Here is a 23,785-nt window from a genome sequence, read left to right as displayed (position 1 = left end):
ACCATTCCGCCGTCGACCGGCCGCATTTGCCCGGTGGGGTAGCACGCCGCGGCGGACGCCACGTCACCCACTTCAGTAGCTCCGGGGCAGGCCGAGCACGTGCTCGCCCAGGAAATTCAGCACCATCTCCTGACTCACCGGCGCGATCTTCATCAACCGTGATTCCCGGAAGTAGCGCGACACGTGGTACTCCTCGGAGTAGCCCATGCCGCCGTGCAACTGCAACGCACGGTCGGCCGCCCCGAAACCTGCTTCGGCGCACAGATACTTGGCGGTGTTGGCCTCGCGTCCGCACGGTTTTCCGTTGTCGTAGAGCCAGGTCGCCTTGCGCAGCACGAGTTCGGCGGCATCCAGGCGGGCCAGCGAGTCGGCCAGGGGGAACTGCAATCCCTGGTTCATCCCGATGGGGCGGTTGAACACGTGCCGCTCGTTGCCGTACTTGACGGCCTTCTCCAGCGCCACCCGGCCGATGCCCAGCGCCTCGGCGGCGATGAGCATGCGTTCCGGGTTCAGCCCGTCCAGGATGTACTTGAACCCCTGGCCTTCCTCGCCGACCCGGTCCTCGACGGGCACCATCAGGTCGTCGATGAAGACCTCGTTGGAGCTCACCGCGTTGCGGCCCATCTTGTTGATCGGGCGGACGTCGACGTGATCGCGGTCGATGTCGGTCAGGAACAGCGTCATGCCGTCGGTCTTCTTGGTGACCTGGTCATACGGTGTGGTCCGGGTGAGCAGCAGGATCTTCTCGGATTCGACCGCTTTGGAGATCCAGACCTTGCGGCCGTTGACCCGGTAGTGATCCCCTTCCCGCTTGGCCGAGGTGGTGATGCGGCTGGTGTCCAGCCCGGCGCCGGGTTCGGTGACGCCGAAGCACACGTGCAGGTCGCCGTCGACGATGCGGGGCAGCGTGCGGGCCTTGAGTTCGTCGGATCCGTGCTTGACGACGGGCTGCATGCCGAAGATCGAGAGGTGGATCGCGCTCGCGGCGTTCATCGCCCCACCTGAACGGGCGACCTCCTCGAGCAGCAGGGTGGCCTCGGTGATGCCCAGCCCATGGCCACCGTACTGCTCGGGGATGGTCATGCCGAGCCACCCGCCGCCGGCGATGGCGTCGTAGAACTCCTGCGGGAACTCGTGGTCCTGATCCTTCTGCATCCAGTAGTGGTCGTCGAACTTGCCCGCCAACTCGGCCACGGATTTGCGGATCAACTGCTGATCCTCGGTCAACTCGAAACTCATGCCTTCCGGCATCGTCGTCTCCCCTTTTCGCTCTGCGCTCAGCGCGTCAATCCTTGTTGCCGGTCAGTTCTTTGGCGCTGGCCGCGAAGTCGGCGAAAGAGGCGCCGGTCTTCTCCCGATGAGACAACGCCTGGATCGACACGTCGTGCCCTTCGGCCGCTTTGCGCAGCGCGCCCACGGTGGCTTGCTCGCGGGCGATGTGGCTGAACGGGTCCCAGTGATACCAGCGCATGGCGTTCTCGAAGGTCATCCTGTTGATCTCGTCGTCAGGCACGTTGTTGGTGGTGAACACCTCGTCGAGTTGCTCGGGCGCGCCCGGCCACATCGAGTCGCTGTGCGGGTAGTCGGCTTCCCAGCAGATGTTGTCGATGCCGATGGAATGGCGGGTGGACACGCCAACCGGATCGGCGATGAAACAGGTCAGGAAGTGATCCCGGAACACCTCGCTGGGCAGCTTGCCCCCGAAGTCCTGCCCGGTCCAGGTCGAGTGCATCTCATACGTGCGGTCCACACGCTCAAGGAAGTACGGGATCCACCCGGTGCCGCCTTCGGACAATGCGATCTTCAGGTCGGGATAGGCCTTGATGGGCTTGGACCACAACAGGTCGGCGGCAGCCTGGACGATGTTCATCGGCTGCAGCGTGATCATCACGTCCATCGGCGCGTCCGGAGCGGTGATCGCCAACCGGCCCGAGGACCCGATGTGCACGTTGAGCACGGTGTCGGTGTCGACCAGCGCGTCCCACATCGGCTTCCAGTAGTCGAAGTCGTGGAAGCTGGGATAGCCCATGGCCGAGGGATTCTCCGAGAAGGTCAGCGAGTGCACACCCCGTTCGGCGTTGCGCCGGATCTCGGCGGCACACGCGACCGGGTCCCAGATCACCGGCAACGTCATCGGGATGAACCGCGCCGGATACGCCCCGCACCACTCCTCGACGTGCCAGTCGTTGTAGGCCTGCACCAGCGCCAGGCTGAACTCCGGATCCTCGGTGGCGAACAGCCGACCGGCGAAACCCGGGAACGACGGAAAGCACATCGAGCCGAGGATGCCGCCAGCATTCATGTCCTTGACCCGCTCGTCGACCTGCCAACAGCCGGGGCGGATCTCGTCGAGCCCCTGCGGCTCCAGGCCGTACTCCTCCTTGGGCCGGCCCGCGACGGCGTTGAGCGCCACGTTGGGGATCACCACGTCGCGGAACTGCCACGTGTCGGAACCGTCCTCGTTGTGCACCAACCGCGGCGCCTCATCCAGGTACTTCTTCGGCAGGTGGTTCTTGAACATGTCCGGCGGTTCGACGATGTGATCGTCGACGCTGATCAGAATCATGTCGTCCCTGTGCATGGCGAAGCTCCTCCCGTCTGCGCGACCCGGGCGCAGACTAACGACCGCGCTGTTCTCCTACTGAGGAAACTATCTTCTCCACAGGCGAGAATCAACGTCCGAAGACGGTTCTGGAGCTATCTGGCTGGCACGTCCCGCCTCCGACGGAGACGTCGCCGGCGCCGTTCCCACCCGGCACCGTTGACGTTCCGACCGAAAAATGAAAACCTGTTGGTCGAATATGAGAATCTGATTCTCGTGAGCGAGAGGAGTACGGCGGTGCGAGTGGCTCCATTGCCTGCGGATCAGTGGGACGACACCGTTGACCAGGCACTGTCCGGCCTGATGCCCGCTGATCGCCGCAACCCCGAGTCGACCGGGAATCTGGTCGCGACGCTGATGCGTCACCCGAAGCTGGCGCGCGGCTTCCTGCGGTTCAACTTCCACCTGCTTTACGGCTCGACGCTGCCCGAGCGGCTGCGCGAGCTGGCCGTCCTGCGCGTCGCGCACGTGACGAAGTGCGAGTACGAGTGGCGCCACCATGTCGCCATGGCCCGCGACGCCGGACTCACCGACGAGGTGATCGCCGGAATCGAGCGCGGTGAGGCACCGAACGAGCTCGACGCCGCGATCATCGCGGCCGTCGACGAACTGCAGCGAGACACCAACGTCTCCGACACGACCTGGACGACGCTGTCCGCCCATCTCGACGAACGCCAGCTGATGGATCTGGTCTTCACAATCGGCTGCTATGGCTCGCTGGCCATGGCGATCAACACCTTCGGCGTAGAGCCCGATCAGGAGAGGTAGACACCCGTGGCATTTTTCAAGAAGCCGGATGTCGGCAGCTGGACCGAGAATTGGCCCGAGCTCGGCACGGGCCCGGTCAACTACGAGGACTCCATCGACCCGGAACAGTGGAAGCTGGAGCAGCAGGCCATTTTCCGCAAGACCTGGCTTCAGATGGGCCGGGTCGAGCTGATCCCCAAGAAGGGCCGCTACATCACCCGCGAGCTGCCCTCGGTCGGCCCGGGCACGTCGATCATCATCGTCAACGACGGTGAGCAGATCCGCGCGTTCTACAACCTGTGCCGCCACCGTGGCAACAAGCTGGTCTGGAACGACTACCCCGGCGAAGAGGTGTCCGGGAGCTGCCGCCAGTTCGTGTGCAAGTACCACGCCTGGCGCTACGACCTGCAGGGCAACCTGACGTTCATCCAGCAGGAGCAGGAGTTCTTCGACGTCGACAAGGCCGACTACCCGCTCAAGCCGGTGCGGTGCGAGGTGTGGGAGGGGTTCATCTTCGTCAACTTCGATGACGACGCGGTCTCGCTGGAGGAGTATCTGGGCGAGTTCGGCCAGGGCCTGAAAGGCTATCCCTTCCACGAGATGACCGAGCACTACAGCTATCGCGCCGAGGTCAAATCGAACTGGAAACTGTTCATCGACGCGTTCGTCGAGTTCTACCACGCGCCGATCCTGCACATGAAGCAGGCCGAGAAGGCGGAAGCCGAGAAGCTGGCCAAATTCGGCTTCGAGGCACTGCATTACGACATCAAGGGTGACCACTCGATGATCTCGTCGTGGGGCGGGATGAGCCCGCCGAAGGATCTGAACATGGTCAAGCCCATCGAGCGGATCCTGCACAGCGGCCTGTTCGGGCCGTGGGACCGGCCCGCGATCAAGGGAATCCTGCCCGACGAGCTGCCGCCGGCGATCAACCCGGGCCGCCACAAGACCTGGGGCCAGGACTCGTTCGAGTTCTTCCCGAACTTCACGCTGCTGTTCTGGGTGCCGGGCTGGTATCTGACCTACAACTACTGGCCCACCGGGGTGGACACCCACATCTTCGAGGCCAACCTGTATTTCGTGCCGCCGAAGAATCTGCGTGAACGCCTCTCCCAGGAACTCGCCGCGGTGACATTCAAGGAGTACGCGTTCCAGGACGCCAATACGTTGGAGGCCACCCAGACCCAGATCGGCACGCGCGCCGTTCTCGACTTCCCACTGTGCGACCAGGAGGTCCTGCTCCGCCACCTGCACCACACCGCCCACAAGTACGTGGACGCGTACAAGGCGGGCCTCAACGGTAACGGTTCGTCGGCCGACCACGCCGCTGCCGGCCACAAAGCCACGACGAAGGACGAAGTAAATGCCTAAGTTGCCAGAGGAATTCGCCGATCTCGAGCGGTTCAGCGACTGGTGCCTGCCCACCGAGGAAGAGCGCTATCAGAAGCGGCTCAATTCGTCGATGGACGAGATGCAGGAGCTTTACGATGCCGGCATGGCCCGCCTCGAGGACATCATGGTCTACGTCGACGCGCGCTTTCCCCTCAAGGGCATGCCCGACGATGCCAAGGCGCTCGTCCATCTGGGACAGTCGATCGTGATGGTGAGCTTTCCGGTGGAGGTGTGGAAGCAGCCGCGGGTGCTCGACAGCGGCGCGGCCTACATCCAGCTCGTCAAGGAGCCGGTGGTCTAGTGCGCTTGACCCTCAAGGCCGCGGGTCTGCTCGACGTCGACGCCGGCGAGATCATCCGGCCCGGTGTCATCACCGTCGACGACGGCCGCATCGTGGGTATCGGCGGCACGGCTCAGGCTGGTCCTGTCGGCTCCGCCGACGAAGGGGATGTTCTCGATCTGGGTGACGCGATTCTGCTGCCCGGGCTGATGGACATGGAGGTCAACCTGCTGATGGGCGGCCGGGGAGAGAACCCCGGCCTGTCCCAGGTCCAGGACGATCCGGCCACCAGGGTGCTGCGAGCGGTCGGCAACGCACGACGCACCCTACGTGCGGGTTTCACCACGGTGCGAAATCTCGGCTTGTTCGTCAAGACCGGTGGCTACCTGCTCGACGTCGCGCTGAGCAGGGCGATCGACGCGGGCTGGATCGACGGACCGCGGGTGATTCCGGCCGGGCATGCGATCACGCCGACAGGCGGGCATCTCGACCCGACGATGTTCGCGGCGTTCATGCCCGGAGTGCTCGAGTTGACCGTCGAAGAGGGCATCGCCAACGGCGTCGACGAGATCCGCAAAGCGGTGCGTTACCAGATCAAGCATGGCGCGCAGCTGATCAAGGTGTGTTGCTCGGGCGGGGTGATGTCGCTGACCGGTGAGGCGGGCGCCCAGCACTATTCGGACGAAGAGCTGCGGGTGATCGTCGACGAGGCGCACCGCCGCGGACTCAAGGTGGCGGCGCACACCCACGGCGCCGAAGCGGTCAAACATGCGGTGGCCTGCGGCATCGACTGCATCGAACACGGATTCCTGATGGACGACGAAGCGATCCAGATGCTGGTCGACCACGACCGCTTCCTGGTGACGACCAGGCGCCTGGCGCAGGCGATGGATGTCTCCAAGGCGCCGAAAGTACTGCAGGACAAGGCCGCCGAGATGTTTCCGAAAGCCGAGACGTCGATCAAAGCCGCGTATGAAGCCGGGGTCAAGATCGCTGTCGGCACCGACGCGCCGGCCATCCCGCACGGCAGGAATGCCGACGAACTCGTCACCCTCGTCGAGTGGGGCATGCCGCCCGCGGCGGTGTTGCGCGCAGCGACAATCGTGGCCGCCGACCTGATCGACAAGCCCGAGCTCGGCCGCCTCGCCGAAGGATGCCTGGCCGACATCATCGCGGTTCCCGGTGACCCGCTGTCGGACATTACCGTTACACAGAATGTCATTTTTGTAATGAAGGGCGGTAAGGTCTTCAAGAATGACTGTGCCAACTGACCCCTCACGCACCGCGGACCTGGTCGAGATCCAACAGCTCCTCGCCAAATACGCGGTCACGATCACCCAGGGTGACACCGATGGGCTGATGTCGGTGTTCACACCGGACGGGACCTACAGCGCCTTCGGCTCGACCTACACGCTCGCACGCTTCCCGGAACTGGTCGAGGCCGCGCCCAAAGGGTTGTTCATGACCGGCACGTCACTGGTCGAACTCGACCCCGCGGACCCGGACAGCGCGACCGGCACCCAGCCGCTGTGTTTCATCGAGCACTCCCAACATGACATGCGCATCGGCTATTACAACGACACCTACGTCCGCACCGATGCCGGCTGGCGGTTGAAGACCCGCGCGATGACGTTCATCCGCCGCAGCGGCGATCACGACTCGGGTCGTCCGCACGCCATCGGAAGGCCCGAAGCAGGATGACGGACCTGTTCGAGCCCGCCGCATTCCGGGCCGCACTGCAGGCCTGGCTCGGTGACAATGACCTCACTCCCCCCGACGACCACAGCCTCGAGGGCCACCTCCGGCAGTTCGCCCGGGTGCAACGCGCGCTCTACGACGGCGGATGGAGCCGCTACGGCTGGCCCGAGCATGCGGGAGGGCTCGGCGGGCCTGCGGTGTTGCGCGCCATCGTGGGCGAGGAGGTCGTCGGCTGCCGACTGGCCGAGCCGGGACCGTATTCGATGCTCGAGGTGTTGGCACCGACGATGATCGACTACGCCTCACCGGAGCTGGCCGCCGAGATGGTGCCGCGCCTGCTGAGCGGCGACGAACAGTGGTGCCAGGGCTTTTCCGAGCCGGGTTCGGGTAGCGACCTGGCCTCGTTGACCACCCGAGCCGTCGAGAAGGACGGCAGGTGGGTCATCAACGGGCAGAAGGTCTGGACGAGCTTCGCCCAGTACTCGCACCGGTGCGTCCTGCTCACCCGCACCGGCGACGCGGGCACACCCGATCACCAGGCGATCACGGCGTTCTTCGTCGACCTCGACACCCCGGGCATCACGGTGCGCCCGTTACGCACCATGCACGGCGTCGACGAATTCTGCGAGGTCTACTTCGACGACGTCGTCGTCGACGCGAACAGGATGCTGGGCAATCCGGGAGACGGCTGGCAGCTCGCCATGGATCTGCTGCCCTACGAACGCTCGACATGCTTCTGGCAGCGCATCGCCTACCTGTACTCGCGATTCGACGAGCTGATCGAGGATGTCAAGGGTCAGGGTCAGAGTGTGGACTCCGAGCTCGGCGAGGTCTACCTGGCGCTGCACACCCTGCGGTGCCGCTCACTGGTCACCCAGCAGCGACTGGCCGACGGCATGAAGCTGGGGCCCGACACCTCGGTCGACAAGGTCTTGCTGGCCGGTGCCGAGCAACTGCTCTACGACACTGTGCGCGACCTACGACCGGGCACGATCGAGCTCGACGACGACGAATGGCGCACCGAGTTCCTGTATTCGCGCGCCGCCACCATCTACGGCGGTACCGCCGAAGTGCAGCGCAACATCATCGCGCGCCGGTTGCTCGACCTCGGGAAGGAATGACGATGACCGACCGCGACGCCGAGACTCTCGAACTCGACCTGCTCGAAGACGCGTTGCGCAAGACGATGCTGAGCCATTCGGGCGCCGAACTGGATGCCGCACTGGCCGAGCTGGGCTGGGCCGAGATGCTGGCCGACGTACCCGACCAGGCGATACCGCTGGTTTTCCGACTCCTCGGCGAAACAGGTTCGCACGCATCGATTCTCAATGATGTCATCCTGGAGACCATCGGCGGTGTACCCGGCGGTACTCCGCCGATGCCTTATGCCGGCGGGGACTGGGTGGTGTGGAGCCGTTCACCGGTCGAGGACCCGACCCTGGGTGGGCTGCCGATCCATCGTGTGCCCGACGGGCAGACGATGCGGTTGGGCGAAGCGCGCCGGGCGGCCGGTTGGTGGCTGGTCGGGTCCGCACGGGCCATGCTCACCCTGGCGCGTCAGCACGCGCTGGACCGGACGCAGTTCGGCAAACCGATCGCCGGCTTCCAGGCCGTCCGCCACCGGCTGGCCGAGACATTGGTCGCCGTCGAAGGCGCCGAGGCGACACTGCGTCTACCCGGGATCGAGAGCCCCGACCTCACCGCGATGCTGGCCAAGGCCGCCGCCGGCAAGGCGGCGCTGACGGCCGCCAAACACTGCCAGCAGGTGCTCGGCGGTACCGGCTTCACCGAAGAACACGCGCTGCAGCATCATGTCAAACGCGCGCTGGTCCTCGACGGGTTGCTGGGCAGCTCAAGGGAATTGGCTCGCAGAGCCGGTGCCGGCCTGCGGGCGCGCGGTTCGGCGCCCCGCCTGGCCGTCCTCTGACGCCTTCCGTGAGCATCTAGCTGCTGTTGGCGGCCTTCATCTGCGCCAGGTCCACCAGGACCGGCCAGCCACCGACTGACAGCGCGTTGCCGTGCCCTGTCTGGTGCACGTCGAAGACCGACTGGATGGCGGCGTAGAAGCCTTGCACGTCCAGGGTCTGGTTGACCGCCCGTTTGGCCTGTCGCAGGGCGAAGGGGGGCATCTTGGCGATCTGTTCGGCCAACGCCCGGGTCTCGGTGTGGAGTTCGTCTCGCGGCACCACCCGGTTGACCATGCCGGTGCTCAGCACCTCCTCGGCAGTCATCGCCCGCCCGGTGAACAGGATCTCCTTGGCCTTTCGGGGGCCCAGTTCCCAGGTGTGCCCGTGGTATTCGACGCCGCCGATGCCCATCAACACCACCGGGTCGGAGAACTGCGCATCATCAGCAGCGATGATCAGGTCGCACGGCCAGCACAGCAGCAGTCCGCCCGAGATGCACCGGCCCTGCACGGCGGCAATCGACGGCTTGGGGACGTTGCGCCATCTCAGGGTGTACTCGAGATAGCGTTTGGCCTCGTGCTCGATGATGAACTCGAGCGTGATCTTGTCCGGCACCGGCCCGCCGCCTTTGAGGTCGTGTCCGGCGGAGAAGTGTTTGCCGTTGGCCCGCAGGACGATCACCGACACCTCGCTGTCCGCGGCCGCGCGGGTCCACGCCGCATCGAGTTCGTCGAGCAACTCGGGGTTCTGGGCGTTGGCCGCCTCGGGACGATTGAGCGTGATGGTCGCGATCCTGTCGGCGACGTCGTATTCGATGTACACGGGGGCGTTCTCCAGACGGGGTTACGGACGGCATGGGCGGGTACCACGGATGGCGCAGCGGGCCGCACGGGAATGCCGGTGCGAGCACAACGGTTGAGTTGAACCGTGTCACGTCCGACTATCCACGAGGCCCTTCTGTTATCTCGAAAATGAGAATACTATTCTCAAGATGAGGAAGTTACAATCTCTGACACGTGGGCCGAGAGGGGGTCGAGGACCGCTATGGCAAGGCGTTCTCCGGTACAGTCAGTTCATGTTCTCCCCAGTCGGCCTACAGTCGAGTCGCCGGTGACAAGTCCCAGCGAAGAGCCCGCCTGGAAGCAGAGGGCGGTCGAGCGTTCCATCAAAACCGCCAAACTGCGGGCAGCTCAGCGTGTGCAGCGCTTCCTCGACGCTGCGCAGGCAATCATCATCGAGAAGGGCAGCACCGACTTCACCGTCCAGGAAGTCGTCGACCGGTCCCGACAGTCGTTGCGCAGCTTCTACCTGCAGTTCGACGGCAAGCACGAGCTCCTGCTCGCCCTGTTCGAGGATGCCCTGAGTCGGTCCGCGGACCAGATTCGGGCCGCGACGGCGAGCCAGGCCGACCCGCTGGAACGCCTCGAAGTGGCCGTCAAGCTGCTGTTCGAGTCGTCTCGCCCGGACCCATCGGCCAAGCGTCCGCTGTTCACCGATTTCGCCCCACGACTGCTGGTGTCTCACCCGTCCGAGGTCAAGGTGGCCCACGCCCCGCTGCTCGCGCTGCTCACCGAGCTGATGGAAGAGGCCAGCGCCGCGGGCCAGCTGCGCGACAGCATCAATCCCAAGCGGATGGCAGCCATGACCATGCAGACGGTGATGTTCGTCGCGCAGTCGAGCAGCGACGGCGAAGACGGAGCTGCCCATCCGATCACAGCCGACGAGGTGTGGGACTTCTGCTCCCACGGTTTCGCCGCCGAATAGGCAAGAATCTCGCTCTCCGCTCGCTAGAATCCTGTTAACGCTTGCGCGCCCCATGGGGCGTCGCGTACCACGCCGTTGACACGACTTCCGCATTCGAGAAGACCATTCTTCTTTTCCAAGAGTTGCACTCGCCTCAGAAGAGTCGGGCATTGACACGCACATGGCCACGGTGCCAGAGTTGTGAGACAAATCGTAGGCTGATGTCTTACGCCAAGACCGGTCCAGCGAGAGGACACCTGTGACGATCAGCGCCGAGAACTCCGACCTACCGGGCGCCTCGACGGTCGACGACCTGTATTACGACCCGTACAGCGTCGAACTGAACATGAACCCCTATCCGGTGTTCGCCCGGATACGCGAAGAAGCGCCGTTGTACTACAACGACAAGCACGACTTCTATGCCTTGAGCCGTTTCGACGATGTCAACAAGGCCGTCATCGATCACGACACCTTCATCTCGGGGCGCGGGGCGCTTCTCGAGATCATCAAGTCCGGCATGGAGATCCCGCCCGGCACCTTGATCTTCGAGGATCCGCCGATCCACAACATCCACCGTAATCTGCTGTCGCGCATGTTCACCCCGCGCAAGGTGCTGGCACTGGAACCGCAGATCCGCGAGTTCACCGCACGCTGCCTGGATCCGCTCGTGGGGTCCGGGCGCTTCGACTTCGTCAACGACCTCGGTGAACAGATGCCCATGCGCGTGATCGGCATGCTGCTCGGCATTCCCGAAGAGCATCAGCGCCGCGTCGCCGACCACGGCGAGGCGACGTTGATGAACGAGCAGGTCGACCTGCTGGCGACCGGTGAGGTGTTCGCCGAGTTCATCGACTACCGCGCCGAGCATCCCTCCGACGACATCATGACCGACCTGCTGACCGCCGAGTTCACCGACGAGACGGGGACGGTGCGGCGGCTGCGCCGTGATGAACTGCTGATGTATCTGACGGTGGTCGCCACCGCGGGGGCCGAGACCACCACCCGCCTGATCGGGTGGGCCGGCAAGACGTTGGCCGACTTCCCCGACCAGCGACGCGAGCTCGCCGAGAACCCCGACCTCATTCCGCAGGCGATCGAAGAGATCCTGCGCTGGGAGCCTCCGGCGCTGCAGATCGCGCGCTATGTCAGTCGAGACGTCTCCTACTACGGACAGACGGTGCCCGAGGGCTCGGCAATGTTGATGCTCGTGGGCGCCGCCAACCGGGACCACCGCCGTTTCGCGCCCGATGGCGACGTCTTCGACATCCACCGGGAACAGCGCTCGCACATGACATTCGGTGCTGGAACCCACTTCTGCATGGGCAATGCGCTGGCCCGACTCGAAGGCCGCATCGCGCTCGAGGAGATCCTCAAGCGGTTCCCGGAGTGGGATGTCGACTGGGCGAACGCCGCGCCGTCGCAGACCACCGCCGTGCGGGGCTGGGAAGCCATGCCCACCTTCATTTCCTGACGTTCAACCATCACATCGATCAGAAGGACCACACATCATGGCAGGACGGGTAGAAGGCAAGGTCGCGTTCATCACCGGCGCGGCGCGCGGTCAGGGACGGGCGCACGCTGTGCGCATGGCCCAGGAGGGCGCCGACATCATCGCCGTCGACATCTGCAGGCAGATCGACAGTGTGCTGATCCCCTTGTCCTCACCGGAGGACCTGGCCGAGACCGCGGATATGGTCAAGAACGCCGGTGGCCGCATCCACACCGCAGAGGTCGACGTTCGTGACTACGACGCGCTCAAGGCTGCCGTCGACGCCGGTGTCGAGGAGTTCGGCAAGCTCGACATCATCGTCGCCAACGCCGGTATCGGCAACGGCGGTCAGACGCTCGACAAGACCGGTGAACCCGACTGGGACGACATGATCGGGGTGAACCTGTCCGGGGTGTGGAAAACGGTGAAAGCCGGTGTGCCGCACATCCTTGCCGGAGGCAACGGCGGTTCCATCATCCTGACCAGCTCGGTCGGCGGCCTGAAGGCGTACCCGCACACCGGGCACTACGTTGCCGCCAAGCACGGTGTGGTCGGCTTGATGCGCACCTTCGCCGTCGAGCTCGGGGCGCAGAACATCCGGGTGAACTCGGTGCACCCGACCAACGTGAACACCCCGCTGTTCATGAACGAACCGACGATGAAGCTGTTCCGTCCCGATCTGGAGAACCCGGGTCCGGACGACATGAAGGTGGTCGGCCAGCTCATGCACACCCTGCCGATCGGCTGGGTGGAGCCGGAGGACATCGCCAACGCGGTGTTGTTCCTCGCCTCCGACGAGGCGCGCTTCATCACCGGTGTGACATTGCCGGTGGACGGCGGCAGCTGCCTGAAGTGACGACGTCGGCGTAGCCCTCCCCGCAGCACTGGGCACAGCGCTACGCGGCGGCGTCCGTCGACGTGAAGACCCCCGATGCGTTGAACATCCTCGGCGGCTGAGGCATTCCGCCGAATCCGCAGTGATCATGGCGTTCGGGTGGTTGCATGTCTGTCCATGAAGCGGCTCAACGGCATGGACGCCATGCTGTTGTACAGCGAGACCCCGAACCTGCACACCCATACGCTGAAAGTCGCGATACTCGATGCGTCGGGTTACGCCGACGAGGACAGAGCCCCGTACGGATTCGACGCGTTCCACCGCACGGTCGCGCGCCGGCTGCATCTGCTGGACCCGTTGCGCTACCGGCTGGTCGACATACCATGGCACCTGCATCACCCGATGTGGTTGCAGGACTGTCCGGTGGACCTGGACTATCACCTGCGTCGGGTCCGGGTGCCCGCCCCAGGCGGTCGCCGTGAACTCGACCGGCTGATCGGCGAGATCGCCAGCACGCCGCTGGACCGCACCAAGCCGTTGTGGGAATTCCACTTCGCCGAGGGAATGGCCGACCAGCGGTTCGCCCTGATCGGGAAGGTGCACCACACCCTCGCCGACGGGGTGGCGTCGGCCAATCTGCTTGCCCGGCTGATGGATCTGTCCGGCGACGAGCAGGACGAACGCGATGATCCTCCGGCCGGCTGTGAGGCACCGTCCGACGGGGAACTACTCAAAGAAGCTCAGCTGGACCACTTTCGGAACATCGCCGGGTTACCCGGACTCGTGGCCGACGCGGCGCGGGGCTTCACTCGGTTACGACGGCGGTCCCGCCAACGCCGCGCTCATCCGGATCTGGCCAGACCCTTCAATGCCCCGCCCACGTTTCTCAACCACGTCGTGTCGCCGGTCCGCACGTTCGCGACGGCGTCGCTGTCGCTGGCCGAGGTCAAGGAGACCGCCAAGCACCTGGGCGTGACATTCAACGACGTCGTGCTGGCCGTGGCCGCCGGTGGACTGCGCGAGTTGTTGTTGCGTCACGACGGGCGGGCCGACCGCCCCATCCTGGCGACGGTCCCGGTCGCGATCGACAAATCCGCGGAGCGGGTCACGGGCAACGAAATCGGCGGGATGATGGTCTCGCTGCCGGTGCACGTCGACGACGCCATGCAACGGGTGAGGCTGACGTCGCTGGCGACCGCCAGGGCCAAGGAGGACAACGACCTGCTCGGGCCGGCCCTGCAGGGCCGCATGCTCGAGTACCTGCCCCCGCCGCTCGCGCCGACGCTGTTCCGCCTGCAGGCCAAGCGCGCCGATCACAACCGGTTGATGAACGTCGCGGTGTCCAACGTGCCCGGCCCCCGACGGCGGGGACACATCGGCGGGGCACCGGTCACCGAGATCTACTCGGTGGGTGTGCTTTCGGCGGGCAGTGCGTTCAACATGACAGTGTGGAGCTATGTCGATCAGGTCGACATCGCGGTGTTGTCCGACGATGCCACCTTCGACGATCCGCACGAGGCCACCGACGCAATGGTCCACGCGTTCGCAGAATTACGTCGCGTCTGCGGACTACCGATCCCCGGCGTCGTGGATTCGGCGATGGCTCCGGCGCCGGCCGAGAGCTAACCTGGCCGGCTTCGCAACTCTTTGCGGAGGATCTTGCCGGTGCTGCCGCGCGGCAACGCGGGCAGCAGTGTGATGTCGCGTGGCACCTTGTAATTGGCGAGGTTGTCACGGACGTGCTGCTTGAGGTCGTCCACCTCGACGGACGCCCCCTTGTCGAGTACCACGAACGCGGCGAGCCGCTGGCCGTACTGCTCGTCGTCCACACCGAGCACCGCCGCTTCGGCCACGCCCGGATGGGCGGTGAGGATCTTCTCCACCTCGATGGGATAGACGTTCTCCCCGCCGGAGACGATCATCTCGTCGTCGCGACCGACCACGAACAGCCTGCCGGCCGCGTCGAGGTATCCCATGTCCCCCGAGGCCATGAAACCGTCGTGGAAGTCCTTGGTGGCACCCGAGGTGTATCCGTCGAACAGCGTCGAGCTGCGCACGAAGATCTGGCCGACCTCTCCGTCGGCCACCTCCCGGTGGTCGGCGGAGAGGATGCGCAGCTCGGTACCGTCGGCGGGTCGGCCCGCGGTGTCCGGCGCCGCGCGCAGGTCTGCGGGGGTGGCGGTGGCGATCATGCCCGCTTCGGTGGCGTTGTAGTTGTTGTAGATCACGTCGCCGAACTGGTCCATGAACGCGGTGACCACATCGGGGCGCATCCGGGAGCCCGACGCGGTGGCGAATCGAAGCGACTTGGCGCTGTATCGGTTTCGTACGTCGTCGGGTAGGTCCATGATGCGGTCGAACATGACCGGCACCACGGCCAGACCGGTGGCCCGGTGCCGGTCGATCAGCGCCAGCGTGGCCTCCGGATCGAACCTGCGGCGGGTGACGATCGGGCAGGCCAGCAGCGCGGCGAACAGCAGCTGCGAGAAGCCCCAGGCGTGAAACATCGGCGCGGCGATGACGATCGGCTCCTCGGCGCGCCACGGGGTGCGGTCCAGGACTGCCTTGAGGTCGCCGGCGCCGCCGCTGCCGGCAGATCGTTTGGCGCCTTTCGGCGCTCCGGTGGTGCCGGAGGTCAGCAGGATCACGTCGCTACGGCGGCCGGCGGACTCCGGACGCCTGCCGAGGTGAGCCTCGATGAGCGAGTCGACTGTGGCGGTGGCGCTGCCGGTTACGTCGGTTCCGTCGGCCCAGGCCAGTATCCGCGTGGCGTTCGGAATGTCGCGCAGCGCCCGCTCGACGGTGTCGGTGAACTCCTCGTCATAGATCACGGTGATCGGCCTGCCGGCGCTCTCCCGCTCGATCACCTCTGCCATGGCGGGCCCGGCGAACGACGTGTTCAACAACACGACATCGGCACCGATGCGGTTGGCGCCGACCAGCGCCTCGATGAAACAGCGATGGTTTCGGCACATCACCGCCACCGTCGCCGGTAGGCCGGAGTGCGAATTCTTCTGCTGCAGTGCGACACCGAGTGCGTCACAACGGTCGTCGAGCTGCCTCCAGGTCAATGTGCCGCGTTCGTCGATCAGGCCCGCGCGGTCGGGGCAGCGCTGGGCCGCGGCGGCGAAGCCCACTGTGGCGGTCAGGCCGGCACGACGCATCGCCATCCCCATGCGCAGGTATCGGTCCGGGCGCATCGGCGCGATGAGCCGGGCACGCCACAGCGTGCGGAACAACGCCCGGGCATCCGCCATGCTCAGCCCAGAATCGGAAAACGGCGGTTGCGAGCCAGATCGTCGAGCGCCGCCTGCATGACCGCGCGCACGTGCCCGTCGACCTCGTCGACGTCGGGGTTCTCGCCGAACTCGGCGACCACGTCGATCGGCTCCAGGACGCGGGTCACGATCTTGGCCGGCAGCGGGAGGTTGGGTGGGACGATCAGCGAGAGCCCAAACGGAAAGCCGACACTGACGGGCAGAATCTCCATTCGCGCGCGGGTCAGGCCGAGGCGGCGTGCGAGCGAGGCGCCGCGGGCCAGGAAGAGCTGGGTTTCCTGCGCACCGATGGACACCATCGGCACGATGGGCACACCGGATTCGACGGCGGTACGCACATATCCGGTGCGGCCGTTGAAATCCACGACGTTCGCCGTCATCGTCGGACGGTAGGAGTCGTAGTCACCACCCGGAAACACCAGCACCACCGCACCCGATCGCAATGCCGCTGCCGCGTTCTCCCGGCTGGCCTCGATCACGCCCGCCTTCCGCAGGTAGTCGCCGAGCGGACCCACGAACACGCCGTAGTGCGCCAGGGTGTAGAGCGGCCGGTCGAAGCCGAAGTGTCCGTAGAACTGCGGCGCGAAAACCAGCACGTCAGGGGTGAGCATGCCGCCCGAGTGGTTCGACACGACGAGCGCACCGCCGGCGGCGGGCAGGGCGTCCATGCCACGGACTTCCGCACGGAAGTATCGTTTGATGACCGGCCCCACCCAGCTGGTGATCTGACGGGTGAAACCGGGATCCCATTTGGCCGTCTCGGCCGGCTCGTCGGACATGGTAGATGGATATGCTACTCTCAGATTTGGAGAATGTCATATCCGCAGCTAGGGGGCGTTGATGCCGGGTACGGTGCTTGTCACCGGGGGGTTCGGGCTGGTCGGATCGGCCACGGTGCGACGACTGGCCGAGCTCGGGCGCACCGTCGTCGTCGCCGACTTGGGCAGCCCCGCCAACCGCGAGGCGCAGGCGGCACTACCCTCCGGAGTCACGGCACGGTGGGTCGACCTCACCGACGCCGAGCAGACCGCGGAGTTGGTCGCCGACGTGGCCCCCGAGGTCATCATCCACCTGGCCGCGATCATTCCTCCGGGGATCTACAAGAACCGGTCGCTGGCCCGGAAAGTCAATGTCGACGCCACCGCGACCCTGGTGAAGATCGCCGAGGGACAGCCCGAACCCCCGCGGTTCGTGCAGGCGTCCAGCAATGCTGTCTTCGGTTCACGGAATCCGCACCGCGCAACCGGACCGGTGACAGCGGACATGCCGTTGAAGCACTCCGACCTCTACAGCGCCCACAAGGCGCAGGCCGAGGAGATTGTGCGGGCGTCGTCGCTCCCGTGGGTGGTGCTGCGACTCGGCGGGGTCCTCAGCACCGATCCCAAGGCGATCCCGTTCTCCTCCGACGCGCTGTACTTCGAGAGCCTGCTGCCCACCGACGGCAGATTGCACAGCGTCGACGTTCGCGACGTCGCATGGGCGTTCGCCGCCGCTACGACCGCAGACGTGGTGGGTGAGATCCTGCTGATCGCCGGAGACGACTCCCACCGACGGGTCCAGGGTGAGGTCGGCAAGGCGCTGGCCGAGTCCCGCGGCCTCAAGGGCGGCTTGGTGCCCGGCCGCAAGGGCGACCCCAACAGCGACGACGACTGGTTCGTCACCGACTGGATGGACACCGCCCGAGCTCAGGAAGCGCTGCAGTTCCAGCACTATTCGTGGCAGGACATGCTCGACGAGTCACGCGCGCAGGCCGGGCCGTCCAGGTATGTGCTCACTGCGCTGGCACCGCTGGTGCGGGCGCTGCTGAAGCGCCGCGGGGCCTACTGGAAGCAGCCGGGGCAGTACGCCGATCCCTGGGGTGCCGTCCGCCGCAAGCTGGGAGACCCGACCCCGGACGTGTGACCCTCACCCCGGGCCGAGGGCGGCTTCGCCCGTCTGCGGATGGAAGTACCAACCACCGGCGGCCTCGGTGCCACCGTCGACGCGATCGTCATGGATTCTGAGGCTAGCGGGCCGGCGAGCTTCCGATGACGCCTTCGGCTTCGAGCCGATCGACGTCGGCGTCGTTGAGCCCGATCTCCCGGAGCAGTTCGCGGTTGTGCTGGCCCAGAAGTGGGGCAGGCGTGGTGTGCACCCGGTCCGGGCCTCCGGAGAAGCGAAACGGCAACGTACTGTGGAGCGAGGTCGGATTGACCGGGTGCCCGACCGGCTCGAAGAAATTCCGCGACCGCAGCTGCGCGAGTTCGGTCTGGCGGTGCGGCTGGAGCACCTTGGCCACCGGCACGTCGTGTGCCCAGAGGGCAGATACGATCTCGTCGCCGGTGCGATCGGCGCACCAGCTGGACAGATGCCGGTCGATCAGGTCGTGGTGCGCGTGCCGCTCGACCGCTGTGGCCAGCTCGCCGGTCACCATCCACTCGGGTCGGCCCAGCGCATCGCACAGACCACACCATTGCGCGTCGGTGGCCACCGCAATCGCCGCCCAGCTGTCAGCGCGGCCGAACTCATCGATCTCGTTGGTGCGGTAGAGGTTCTGCGGCGCGGCGGCGGGACCGCGATTGCCGGCACGTTCCAGCACCGCGCCGTATGCCGAGTATTCGATGACCTGTTCGGCCGCCACGTTCAGCGCTGCGTCGACCATGGCGGCCTCCACCATCGAGCCCTCGCCGGTACGCTGCCGGTGCGCCAGCGCGAGCAGCAGAGCGTTGAGGGCGTGAATGCCGGCGTTGGGGTCGCCGACCGAGTAGGGCTCGTACGGATTGCGGTCGGGATAACCTGTCAGCCAGCTGATTCCGGCGGCAGCTTCGATGACGTAGGCGAACGCCGGGTTGTCGCGCCACGGACCGTCGAGGCCGAAACCCGGCATCCGCACCATGATCACGTCGGGGCGGACGGCCTTGACCTCGTCGTAGGTCAGTCCCATGCTTTCCAGCACCCGGGGGGTGAAGTTCTCCACCACGACGTCGGCGGTGGCGATCAGTCGTTTGAGCAGGTCGCGGCCCTCCGCGCTCTGCAGGTTCAGCGTCACCCCCCGCTTGTTGGTGTTCAGGCCCGAGAAGATCGGTGAGCGTTCCCACCAGAGTTCCTCGGTGACCGGGATGCCGGCGATCAGCCTGGTGCCGTCGGGATGGCGGGTCGATTCCACATGGATCACGTCGGCGCCGAGCATGGCCACCAGGTGGGTGCAACTCGGGCCGGCCCAGAAGGTGGTCATGTCGATCACCCGCAGACCGGCGAACGGCAACCCCGTCCGCGGGCCGCTCCGCCGCGAAATAGGATTCCGGGCTGTGGTTTCGCCAGATTCACGACCCGGAATCCTATTTCGCGGCAGCGAACGGTGGTGCTCGGTGTGCTCGCCGAGGCGCGGCGCGGGCTCGGGAGGGCGTAGCGCCGCGGGCGTCATGCGGTAGGGGTGGGTGGGTTGAGTGAACCCGTCGCGTGGATTGACCACGAACGATCGGCGGGCGACAAAGTGATCCAGCCCTTCGACGTTGGCACCGTTGGCCACCGGGGCATTGGGGATGCGGAAAGCGGTGGCCAGGTCCCGGATCTCGTCGACGGTCTGCTCGCTCACCCACGCATAGAGCTCGTCGGCTTTCTCATTGGCCTGTTGGGTGATCGACAGCGGCGAGTCCTCGTCGATCCAGTCGTCGTGGCCGGTCATCGCACACAGGTCGAACCACTGCTGAGCCGTGCCGCAACCGATGTCGATCAGACCGTCTTTGGCACGGGCGATGCCCGGCACCGTCGGGCGACGCGCGTCGCGCCAGGGCCGGCCCAGCATCTCGTAGTAGCTGACCGGATAGTAGGTCAGCCCGAGGACGGAAGTCTCGAGCCGCGACACATCGACGAGCTCGGCGCCGCCACGCATCCAGGAGGCCATCGTCGCCGCGCTGGCGTAGGCACCGGCGAGGTAGTCGCCGACCTGACCGCCGACGAAGACCGGCGCCCGGTCCGGAGTCCCGCGGCCCAGACCGACGATCCCGCCCGACCAGGCCTGCAGCGTGAATTCGGTCGCGGCCTTGTCTTTCCAGGGACCCTCGAGCCCGAACGAGGTGATCGCGGTGACCGTCAGGTGCGGGTGACGCCGCCGCATCGCCTCAGGCGCGAACCGCCCGTCGCCGGCCACGCCCGGCCCCGGGGACCAGACGACGGCATCCGCTCCCGCCAGCAGGGCGTCGACAAACGCACCGTCGGTGTCCGGCTCGGCGATCACGGAGCGCTTCGAGCAGGCCAAGAACGAGAACAGCGCACCATCGGTGCCGTCGAGGATCTCGGCTCTCGATGCCGACCAGCCGCGCAGTTGGTCACCTTCGGGTGGCTCGACCTTGATCACCTCGGCGCCACCGTCGGCGAGCAGTTTCGTGCAGTACGCGCCCGCAATCCCGCTGGACAGGTCGACGACGACGTGGCCGGCAAGAGGCGGGTCAGGCTCTGGGCGCACCGAAGGTCTAGTCCTCCTTGGCCCGGTTGCGCTTGCTCAACCGGAATTCGGGCGGGAACTTGCTGTCGTTGTCGTTGACTGCCGCAGAGAGGCCGGAGTCGATCGACTCGAACATGTCCAGGTCGTCGTCGCTGTCGTTGGCCACCCTGTTACCCATCGACTCGAAGAACGCGCTGAGCAGGCTACCCAGGTACTCGCCCTGCTGTTGCTTGAAGATCTCGAAGAACATCTTCTGCTGGAACACCGTGTCCACGGGGCGGTTCCGCGCGCAGGCGAGCGCGTACTTCTGCGTCTCTGCCTCCAACTGGTCGCGCGCGACCACCTTGTTGAGGAAGTTGCAGTCGTACATCTCGGCGGCGGTGAACGGCCGACCGGTGAAGACCATCTCCTGGAACTTGCGCAGGCCCATCATCTGCACCCAGGTCCACATCCGGGGACCCCACCCGTGGTAGCGAAACGACGGGTGACCGAACAGAGCGTCGTCGGAGGAGATCACCAGGTCGGCATCGGCACACTGGTAGAAATGCCAGCCGTAGCAGTAGCCCTTCGCCTCGACGATGCTGATCTTCTTGAAGTCCTGCAATGCACGGTTGCCGGCCTGCGAGTTGGCGTACCAGGCGCTGATGGTGGCACCGTTGCGGAAGGTGCCTTTCGGAGGATAGGTGACCTCACCGACCCCGTCGTCCTCCAGCCGCAGTTCGGCCAGCCGCACGGCGGGATCGTCGTTGCCCTCCATGAACTCCGGTAGGTCCGCGCCGCTGCCCAGGTTGTCGCCGACGCCGCGGATGATGACCACCTTGACGTCGTTGTCGGCGTTGGCTGCGCGCAGCACGTCGGCGTAGCGCAGCCGGGCCATCGAGGTCGGCGCGTTGAGGAACTCCGGACGGTTGAACGTGATCGTCGCGATCTTGGTCTTCGGGTCTTTGTCGTAGAGGATGATCTCCTCGGGCGACGGACGCTCAGCCATGAACGGCCTCGCCGTAGGCCGGCAACGTCGACAGTATCTCGGCGCCGTCGTCGGTGATCAGCACCGCATCGCGGGTGAGCACCGCGCCGACGCCCTGCTCCCAGACATAGGCGGTCAGCGCCAGCACCATCCCCGCCTCGAGGACGTCGGTCTCGGCGGTCGCCCGTAACCCCGGCGATACCACCGGCGGGTCGAATCCCAGACCCAGGCCGTGGGCGACCGGCATCGCCGGCAGCTGCTCCCCTGCCTGTTGATAGGCGTCCAGCAAGGTGCTCGTGGTCGCACCGGGCCGACAGGACGCGACCAGCCTGTCCCACAACTCGTCCCTGCGGCGGTAGAGCGCTGTGCTCGCCTCGGTGGGTTCGCCGACCACGAGCGTGCGCGCCACTTCGGCGACATAACCGTCGGCCAGCACTCCGGCCGACAACACGACCAGATCACCGTCGCGTACCCGGCCGTCCCCCTCGGCGCGACGCCACGGATGCTGCTTCGACGTCACCCACGCGGCGTCCTGCGTTGCCGGGGTACTGACCCCTCCGGCGGCCTCGGCCTCCAGTATCGTTCCCGCCAAGGCCTTTTCGCTGACACCGGCGCTCAGCGCGGCGACACCGGCGGCGACGCCCTTCTCGGCGATCACGAGAGCGTTGCGCAGGGCCGCCACTTCCTCGGGTGTCTTGATGCGACGAGCTGCTTGCAAGGCCTGCTCGGCATCGACCAGCTCCGCGTTCGGGAACGCCATCGGTAGCAGCTGGGCGAACATCGGGGTCAGAGCGTCGGTGCCGACGCGCCGGAACGTCTCGGCGCCCTTGATGTTCTGCAGGATCCCGACCAGCGTCATCGGATTCCACGCGAAGCCGTAGAGGTTCTCGTGCGGGATCTCCGCAGGTATGCCCTCGTCCCAGGTGCTGTTGAGATGGATCTCTCCGGTCTCCCGGACGAACTCGCAGACCGGACCGAACGGGCGGGTGCCCACCACCCACAGTTGTGGGGCCCCGGAGATGTAGCGGACGTTGGCCTGGCGTCCGAGCACCAGGGCGTCGAGGTCGTGCGCCTCCATCTGGGCCAGCGCTCGTTCGCGCCGGCTCAAGCGCAACGCTCGGCCGTCGGCCTCGATCTCAGTTCCCATCGGTCACCTCATACGGCTCGTACGGATACGCGGTCAGCGGCATCCAGCCGCCTTCGGTGACCACCACGATCTCCTCACCGCGATAGCCCCCGGTGCCGTCCTCCCACACCAGCGGTTCCAGCACCAACAACATGCCGGCCGGGAAAGCGAACTCGTCGTCCCATTTCTGACCGAGGTCCGTGCCGATCATCGGCATTTCGGCAGCACTGGTCCCGATACCGTGACCCAGATAGAAGTGCGGCAGCCACGGCTTCTCACCGCCCGCCGCCGCGGTCGCGGCTCGGCCCAGGTCACCGCAGGTGGCACCGGCCTTGGTCACCGCGAGCACCTCGTCGACGATGTGTCCCCACCTGTCGAACTGCCTCTGCTGGGCAGGAGTCGGATCCTGGCCGACGATCCAGGTGCGCCCGTGGTCCGAGCAGTAGCCGTGGTAGGCGATGGACACGTCAGTCCACAGCACGTCGCCCTGCGCCAGTTCCCGCTCGGTGGTCAGCAGCGGGAGGGCGAGATCACCGGTGGTGGTCCAGGTTCCCTCGGCTTTCGAGGCGGGCATGACCTGCCATATCGAATCGAACATGTTCGTGGTCGCGCCGAGTTCGAAGGTGCGCCGGACGAATTCGGCGGACAGGTCGATCTGACGGGCGCCGGGCGCCAGGGACCTCTGGATCTCCCCGACCGCCACTTCGGTGATCTGGCAGGCGCGCCGGATACAGGCGATCTGGTCGATGGTCTTGACCAGTTTCGCCGCGCCGATCACCGGGCCTGCGTCCACCGGAGCGCTGGGAAACAGCGCACTGCGGGCGCGCCGCATCGCCCCGGTCAGCTCGTCCGTCGCGACGGTGGCACCGACCGGGATGAGGCCGGCCAGAATGGTGGCGAACTGTGCGACGCCTTCGTCGAATTCGAGGTAGACCGGCCCGTGCATGTGGTCGTCGGGCAGGCCGGACTCCATGGCCGCACCTTCTCGAAAGGGCAGGAACAGGTGCGGATGCTCGTCGCCGGCGAGAACCACGGCGACCGGCCGCTCGACATGCGACAGCCCGGCGTCTGCCAGCGGCCAGCTGATCCCGGTGGCGTACGTGACGTTGCCGTTGCCGAGCAGGACCACAGCGTCGATGCGCTGCTCGGCCATCGCCGCGTGCAGTCGTGCACCGACTTCTCTGCGCATCCGGGCGAAATCGGGCTCGGGCGGGATGTCCAGCCAGGTGTACCCGGTCTTGGCGATCTGGGTGACGCCAGGTTCAGTGGACGCGGTTCTGGACGCAGTCCCGGACATT

General features: G+C 66.1%; 21 protein-coding genes. 12 read left to right on the top strand and 9 right to left on the bottom strand.

Translation table 11 applies throughout. The features are described from left to right. Positions 1-72: 72 nt before the first annotated feature. Positions 73-1,251: an acyl-CoA dehydrogenase family protein gene (locus tag ACEWX3_RS09860; RefSeq protein WP_207068455.1), complete on the bottom strand. Its 1,179-nt coding sequence runs from the start codon at positions 1,249-1,251 to the stop codon at positions 73-75. 34 nt (positions 1,252-1,285) lie between these two features. Then, the gene (locus ACEWX3_RS09855; RefSeq protein ID WP_207068454.1) at positions 1,286-2,581 is read right to left on the bottom strand and encodes an amidohydrolase family protein; all 1,296 of its coding nucleotides are present in this window, start codon (positions 2,579-2,581) and stop codon (positions 1,286-1,288) included. Positions 2,582-2,839: 258 nt separating this feature from the next. On the opposite strand from ACEWX3_RS09855, the gene ACEWX3_RS09850 reads away from it, so the two are divergent. Genes ACEWX3_RS09850 through ACEWX3_RS09820 form a run of 7 tightly spaced genes read left to right on the top strand, consistent with a single transcriptional unit; the run spans position 2,840 to position 8,646 of the window. Then, positions 2,840-3,370, top strand: a complete 531-nt coding sequence (locus ACEWX3_RS09850) for a carboxymuconolactone decarboxylase family protein (protein ID WP_374159819.1) — start codon at positions 2,840-2,842, stop codon at positions 3,368-3,370. 6 nt (positions 3,371-3,376) lie between these two features. Beyond that, entirely contained in the window at positions 3,377-4,720 is a 1,344-nt protein-coding gene (locus tag ACEWX3_RS09845; RefSeq protein WP_374159320.1) for an aromatic ring-hydroxylating dioxygenase subunit alpha, read from the top strand. Next, entirely contained in the window at positions 4,713-5,042 is a 330-nt protein-coding gene (locus tag ACEWX3_RS09840) for a hypothetical protein (protein ID WP_207068452.1), read from the top strand. Before ACEWX3_RS09845 ends, ACEWX3_RS09840 begins: the two co-directional genes overlap by 8 nt. Then, positions 5,042-6,292, top strand: coding sequence for an amidohydrolase family protein (locus ACEWX3_RS09835; protein WP_374159319.1), 1,251 nt, complete (start codon positions 5,042-5,044; stop codon positions 6,290-6,292). The genes ACEWX3_RS09840 and ACEWX3_RS09835 overlap by 1 nt, the downstream gene beginning before the upstream one ends. Then, a complete protein-coding gene (locus tag ACEWX3_RS09830) occupies positions 6,276-6,722 on the top strand; it encodes a nuclear transport factor 2 family protein (RefSeq protein ID WP_207068451.1) in 447 nt (148 codons plus the stop codon). The genes ACEWX3_RS09835 and ACEWX3_RS09830 overlap by 17 nt, the downstream gene beginning before the upstream one ends. Then, positions 6,719-7,840 carry an acyl-CoA dehydrogenase family protein gene (locus tag ACEWX3_RS09825; protein ID WP_374159318.1) on the top strand — a complete coding sequence of 374 codons (1,122 nt, stop codon included), beginning with the start codon at positions 6,719-6,721 and terminating at the stop codon, positions 7,838-7,840. The genes ACEWX3_RS09830 and ACEWX3_RS09825 overlap by 4 nt, the downstream gene beginning before the upstream one ends. Positions 7,841-7,842: 2 nt before the next feature. Then, a complete protein-coding gene (locus tag ACEWX3_RS09820; RefSeq protein WP_207068449.1) occupies positions 7,843-8,646 on the top strand; it encodes an acyl-CoA dehydrogenase family protein in 804 nt (267 codons plus the stop codon). 16 nt (positions 8,647-8,662) lie between these two features. On the opposite strand, the gene ACEWX3_RS09815 is transcribed toward ACEWX3_RS09820, so the two are convergent. Further along, positions 8,663-9,448 carry an enoyl-CoA hydratase gene (locus ACEWX3_RS09815; RefSeq protein WP_207068448.1) on the bottom strand — a complete coding sequence of 262 codons (786 nt, stop codon included), beginning with the start codon at positions 9,446-9,448 and terminating at the stop codon, positions 8,663-8,665. A gap of 222 nt (positions 9,449-9,670) precedes the next feature. On the opposite strand from ACEWX3_RS09815, the gene ACEWX3_RS09810 reads away from it, so the two are divergent. The 4 genes from ACEWX3_RS09810 (at position 9,671) to ACEWX3_RS09795 (ending at position 14,319) form a co-directional block, all read left to right on the top strand. Further along, a complete protein-coding gene (locus ACEWX3_RS09810; protein WP_374159317.1) occupies positions 9,671-10,390 on the top strand; it encodes a TetR/AcrR family transcriptional regulator in 720 nt (239 codons plus the stop codon). A gap of 325 nt (positions 10,391-10,715) precedes the next feature. Then, entirely contained in the window at positions 10,716-11,840 is a 1,125-nt protein-coding gene (locus tag ACEWX3_RS09805; protein WP_286183525.1) for a cytochrome P450, read from the top strand. Between the two features lie 37 nt (positions 11,841-11,877). Next, complete coding sequence (locus ACEWX3_RS09800; RefSeq protein WP_374159316.1) at positions 11,878-12,714, top strand: mycofactocin-coupled SDR family oxidoreductase; 837 nt, start codon at positions 11,878-11,880, stop codon at positions 12,712-12,714. Between the two features lie 156 nt (positions 12,715-12,870). Further along, positions 12,871-14,319, top strand: a complete 1,449-nt coding sequence (locus ACEWX3_RS09795) for a wax ester/triacylglycerol synthase family O-acyltransferase (RefSeq protein ID WP_374159315.1) — start codon at positions 12,871-12,873, stop codon at positions 14,317-14,319. Here ACEWX3_RS09795 and fadD12 read toward each other — a convergent pair. Both fadD12 and ACEWX3_RS09785 read right to left on the bottom strand, forming a co-directional pair. Beyond that, positions 14,316-15,950, bottom strand: a complete 1,635-nt coding sequence (gene fadD12 / locus ACEWX3_RS09790) for an acyl-CoA ligase FadD12 (protein WP_374159314.1) — start codon at positions 15,948-15,950, stop codon at positions 14,316-14,318. The genes ACEWX3_RS09795 and fadD12 overlap by 4 nt on opposite strands. A gap of 2 nt (positions 15,951-15,952) precedes the next feature. Next, positions 15,953-16,750 carry a lysophospholipid acyltransferase family protein gene (locus ACEWX3_RS09785; protein ID WP_374159313.1) on the bottom strand — a complete coding sequence of 266 codons (798 nt, stop codon included), beginning with the start codon at positions 16,748-16,750 and terminating at the stop codon, positions 15,953-15,955. A gap of 61 nt (positions 16,751-16,811) precedes the next feature. Between ACEWX3_RS09785 and ACEWX3_RS09780 the strand changes: the two genes are divergently transcribed. Continuing rightward, positions 16,812-17,873, top strand: coding sequence for an NAD-dependent epimerase/dehydratase family protein (locus tag ACEWX3_RS09780; protein ID WP_374159312.1), 1,062 nt, complete (start codon positions 16,812-16,814; stop codon positions 17,871-17,873). A 103-nt stretch (positions 17,874-17,976) separates the two neighbouring features. On the opposite strand, the gene ACEWX3_RS09775 is transcribed toward ACEWX3_RS09780, so the two are convergent. From ACEWX3_RS09775 to ACEWX3_RS09760, 4 genes are read right to left on the bottom strand one after another with little or no spacing between them, the layout of a single operon-like run. After that, positions 17,977-20,415: a CoA transferase gene (locus ACEWX3_RS09775; RefSeq protein ID WP_374159311.1), complete on the bottom strand. Its 2,439-nt coding sequence runs from the start codon at positions 20,413-20,415 to the stop codon at positions 17,977-17,979. 7 nt (positions 20,416-20,422) lie between these two features. Then, complete coding sequence (locus ACEWX3_RS09770; RefSeq protein WP_374159310.1) at positions 20,423-21,382, bottom strand: enoyl-CoA hydratase/isomerase family protein; 960 nt, start codon at positions 21,380-21,382, stop codon at positions 20,423-20,425. Further along, a complete protein-coding gene (locus ACEWX3_RS09765; RefSeq protein ID WP_374159309.1) occupies positions 21,375-22,508 on the bottom strand; it encodes a M24 family metallopeptidase in 1,134 nt (377 codons plus the stop codon). The genes ACEWX3_RS09770 and ACEWX3_RS09765 overlap by 8 nt, the downstream gene beginning before the upstream one ends. Continuing rightward, the gene (locus tag ACEWX3_RS09760; RefSeq protein ID WP_374159308.1) at positions 22,498-23,784 is read right to left on the bottom strand and encodes a M24 family metallopeptidase; all 1,287 of its coding nucleotides are present in this window, start codon (positions 23,782-23,784) and stop codon (positions 22,498-22,500) included. Before ACEWX3_RS09760 ends, ACEWX3_RS09765 begins: the two co-directional genes overlap by 11 nt. Position 23,785 lies beyond the last annotated feature (1 nt).

Origin of the sequence: Mycobacterium sp. G7A2 (assembly GCF_041902445.1) — a bacterium.
Classification (GTDB): domain Bacteria; phylum Actinomycetota; class Actinomycetes; order Mycobacteriales; family Mycobacteriaceae; genus Mycobacterium.
The sequence above is the reverse complement of the archived record's forward strand: the minus strand, read 5'-3'. Positions and strand labels throughout refer to the sequence as shown.

Bases quoted from the DNA above. Each gene is read 5' to 3' on its own strand.
- ACEWX3_RS09860 (WP_207068455.1), bottom strand. From the start codon at position 1,251: ATGCCGGAAGGCATGAGTTTCGAGTTGACCGAGGATCAGCAGTTGATC.
- ACEWX3_RS09855 (WP_207068454.1), bottom strand. From the start codon at position 2,581: ATGCACAGGGACGACATGATTCTGATCAGCGTCGACGATCACATCGTC.
- ACEWX3_RS09840 (WP_207068452.1), top strand. From the start codon at position 4,713: ATGCCTAAGTTGCCAGAGGAATTCGCCGATCTCGAGCGGTTCAGCGAC.
- ACEWX3_RS09830 (WP_207068451.1), top strand. From the start codon at position 6,276: ATGACTGTGCCAACTGACCCCTCACGCACCGCGGACCTGGTCGAGATC.
- ACEWX3_RS09825 (WP_374159318.1), top strand. From the start codon at position 6,719: ATGACGGACCTGTTCGAGCCCGCCGCATTCCGGGCCGCACTGCAGGCC.
- ACEWX3_RS09820 (WP_207068449.1), top strand. From the start codon at position 7,843: ATGACCGACCGCGACGCCGAGACTCTCGAACTCGACCTGCTCGAAGAC.
- ACEWX3_RS09810 (WP_374159317.1), top strand. From the start codon at position 9,671: ATGGCAAGGCGTTCTCCGGTACAGTCAGTTCATGTTCTCCCCAGTCGG.
- ACEWX3_RS09805 (WP_286183525.1), top strand. From the start codon at position 10,716: ATGAACCCCTATCCGGTGTTCGCCCGGATACGCGAAGAAGCGCCGTTG.
- ACEWX3_RS09800 (WP_374159316.1), top strand. From the start codon at position 11,878: ATGGCAGGACGGGTAGAAGGCAAGGTCGCGTTCATCACCGGCGCGGCG.
- ACEWX3_RS09795 (WP_374159315.1), top strand. From the start codon at position 12,871: ATGAAGCGGCTCAACGGCATGGACGCCATGCTGTTGTACAGCGAGACC.
- fadD12 (WP_374159314.1), bottom strand. From the start codon at position 15,950: ATGGCGGATGCCCGGGCGTTGTTCCGCACGCTGTGGCGTGCCCGGCTC.
- ACEWX3_RS09785 (WP_374159313.1), bottom strand. From the start codon at position 16,750: ATGTCCGACGAGCCGGCCGAGACGGCCAAATGGGATCCCGGTTTCACC.
- ACEWX3_RS09780 (WP_374159312.1), top strand. From the start codon at position 16,812: ATGCCGGGTACGGTGCTTGTCACCGGGGGGTTCGGGCTGGTCGGATCG.
- ACEWX3_RS09770 (WP_374159310.1), bottom strand. From the start codon at position 21,382: ATGGCTGAGCGTCCGTCGCCCGAGGAGATCATCCTCTACGACAAAGAC.
- ACEWX3_RS09765 (WP_374159309.1), bottom strand. From the start codon at position 22,508: ATGGGAACTGAGATCGAGGCCGACGGCCGAGCGTTGCGCTTGAGCCGG.
- ACEWX3_RS09760 (WP_374159308.1), bottom strand. From the start codon at position 23,784: ATGTCCGGGACTGCGTCCAGAACCGCGTCCACTGAACCTGGCGTCACC.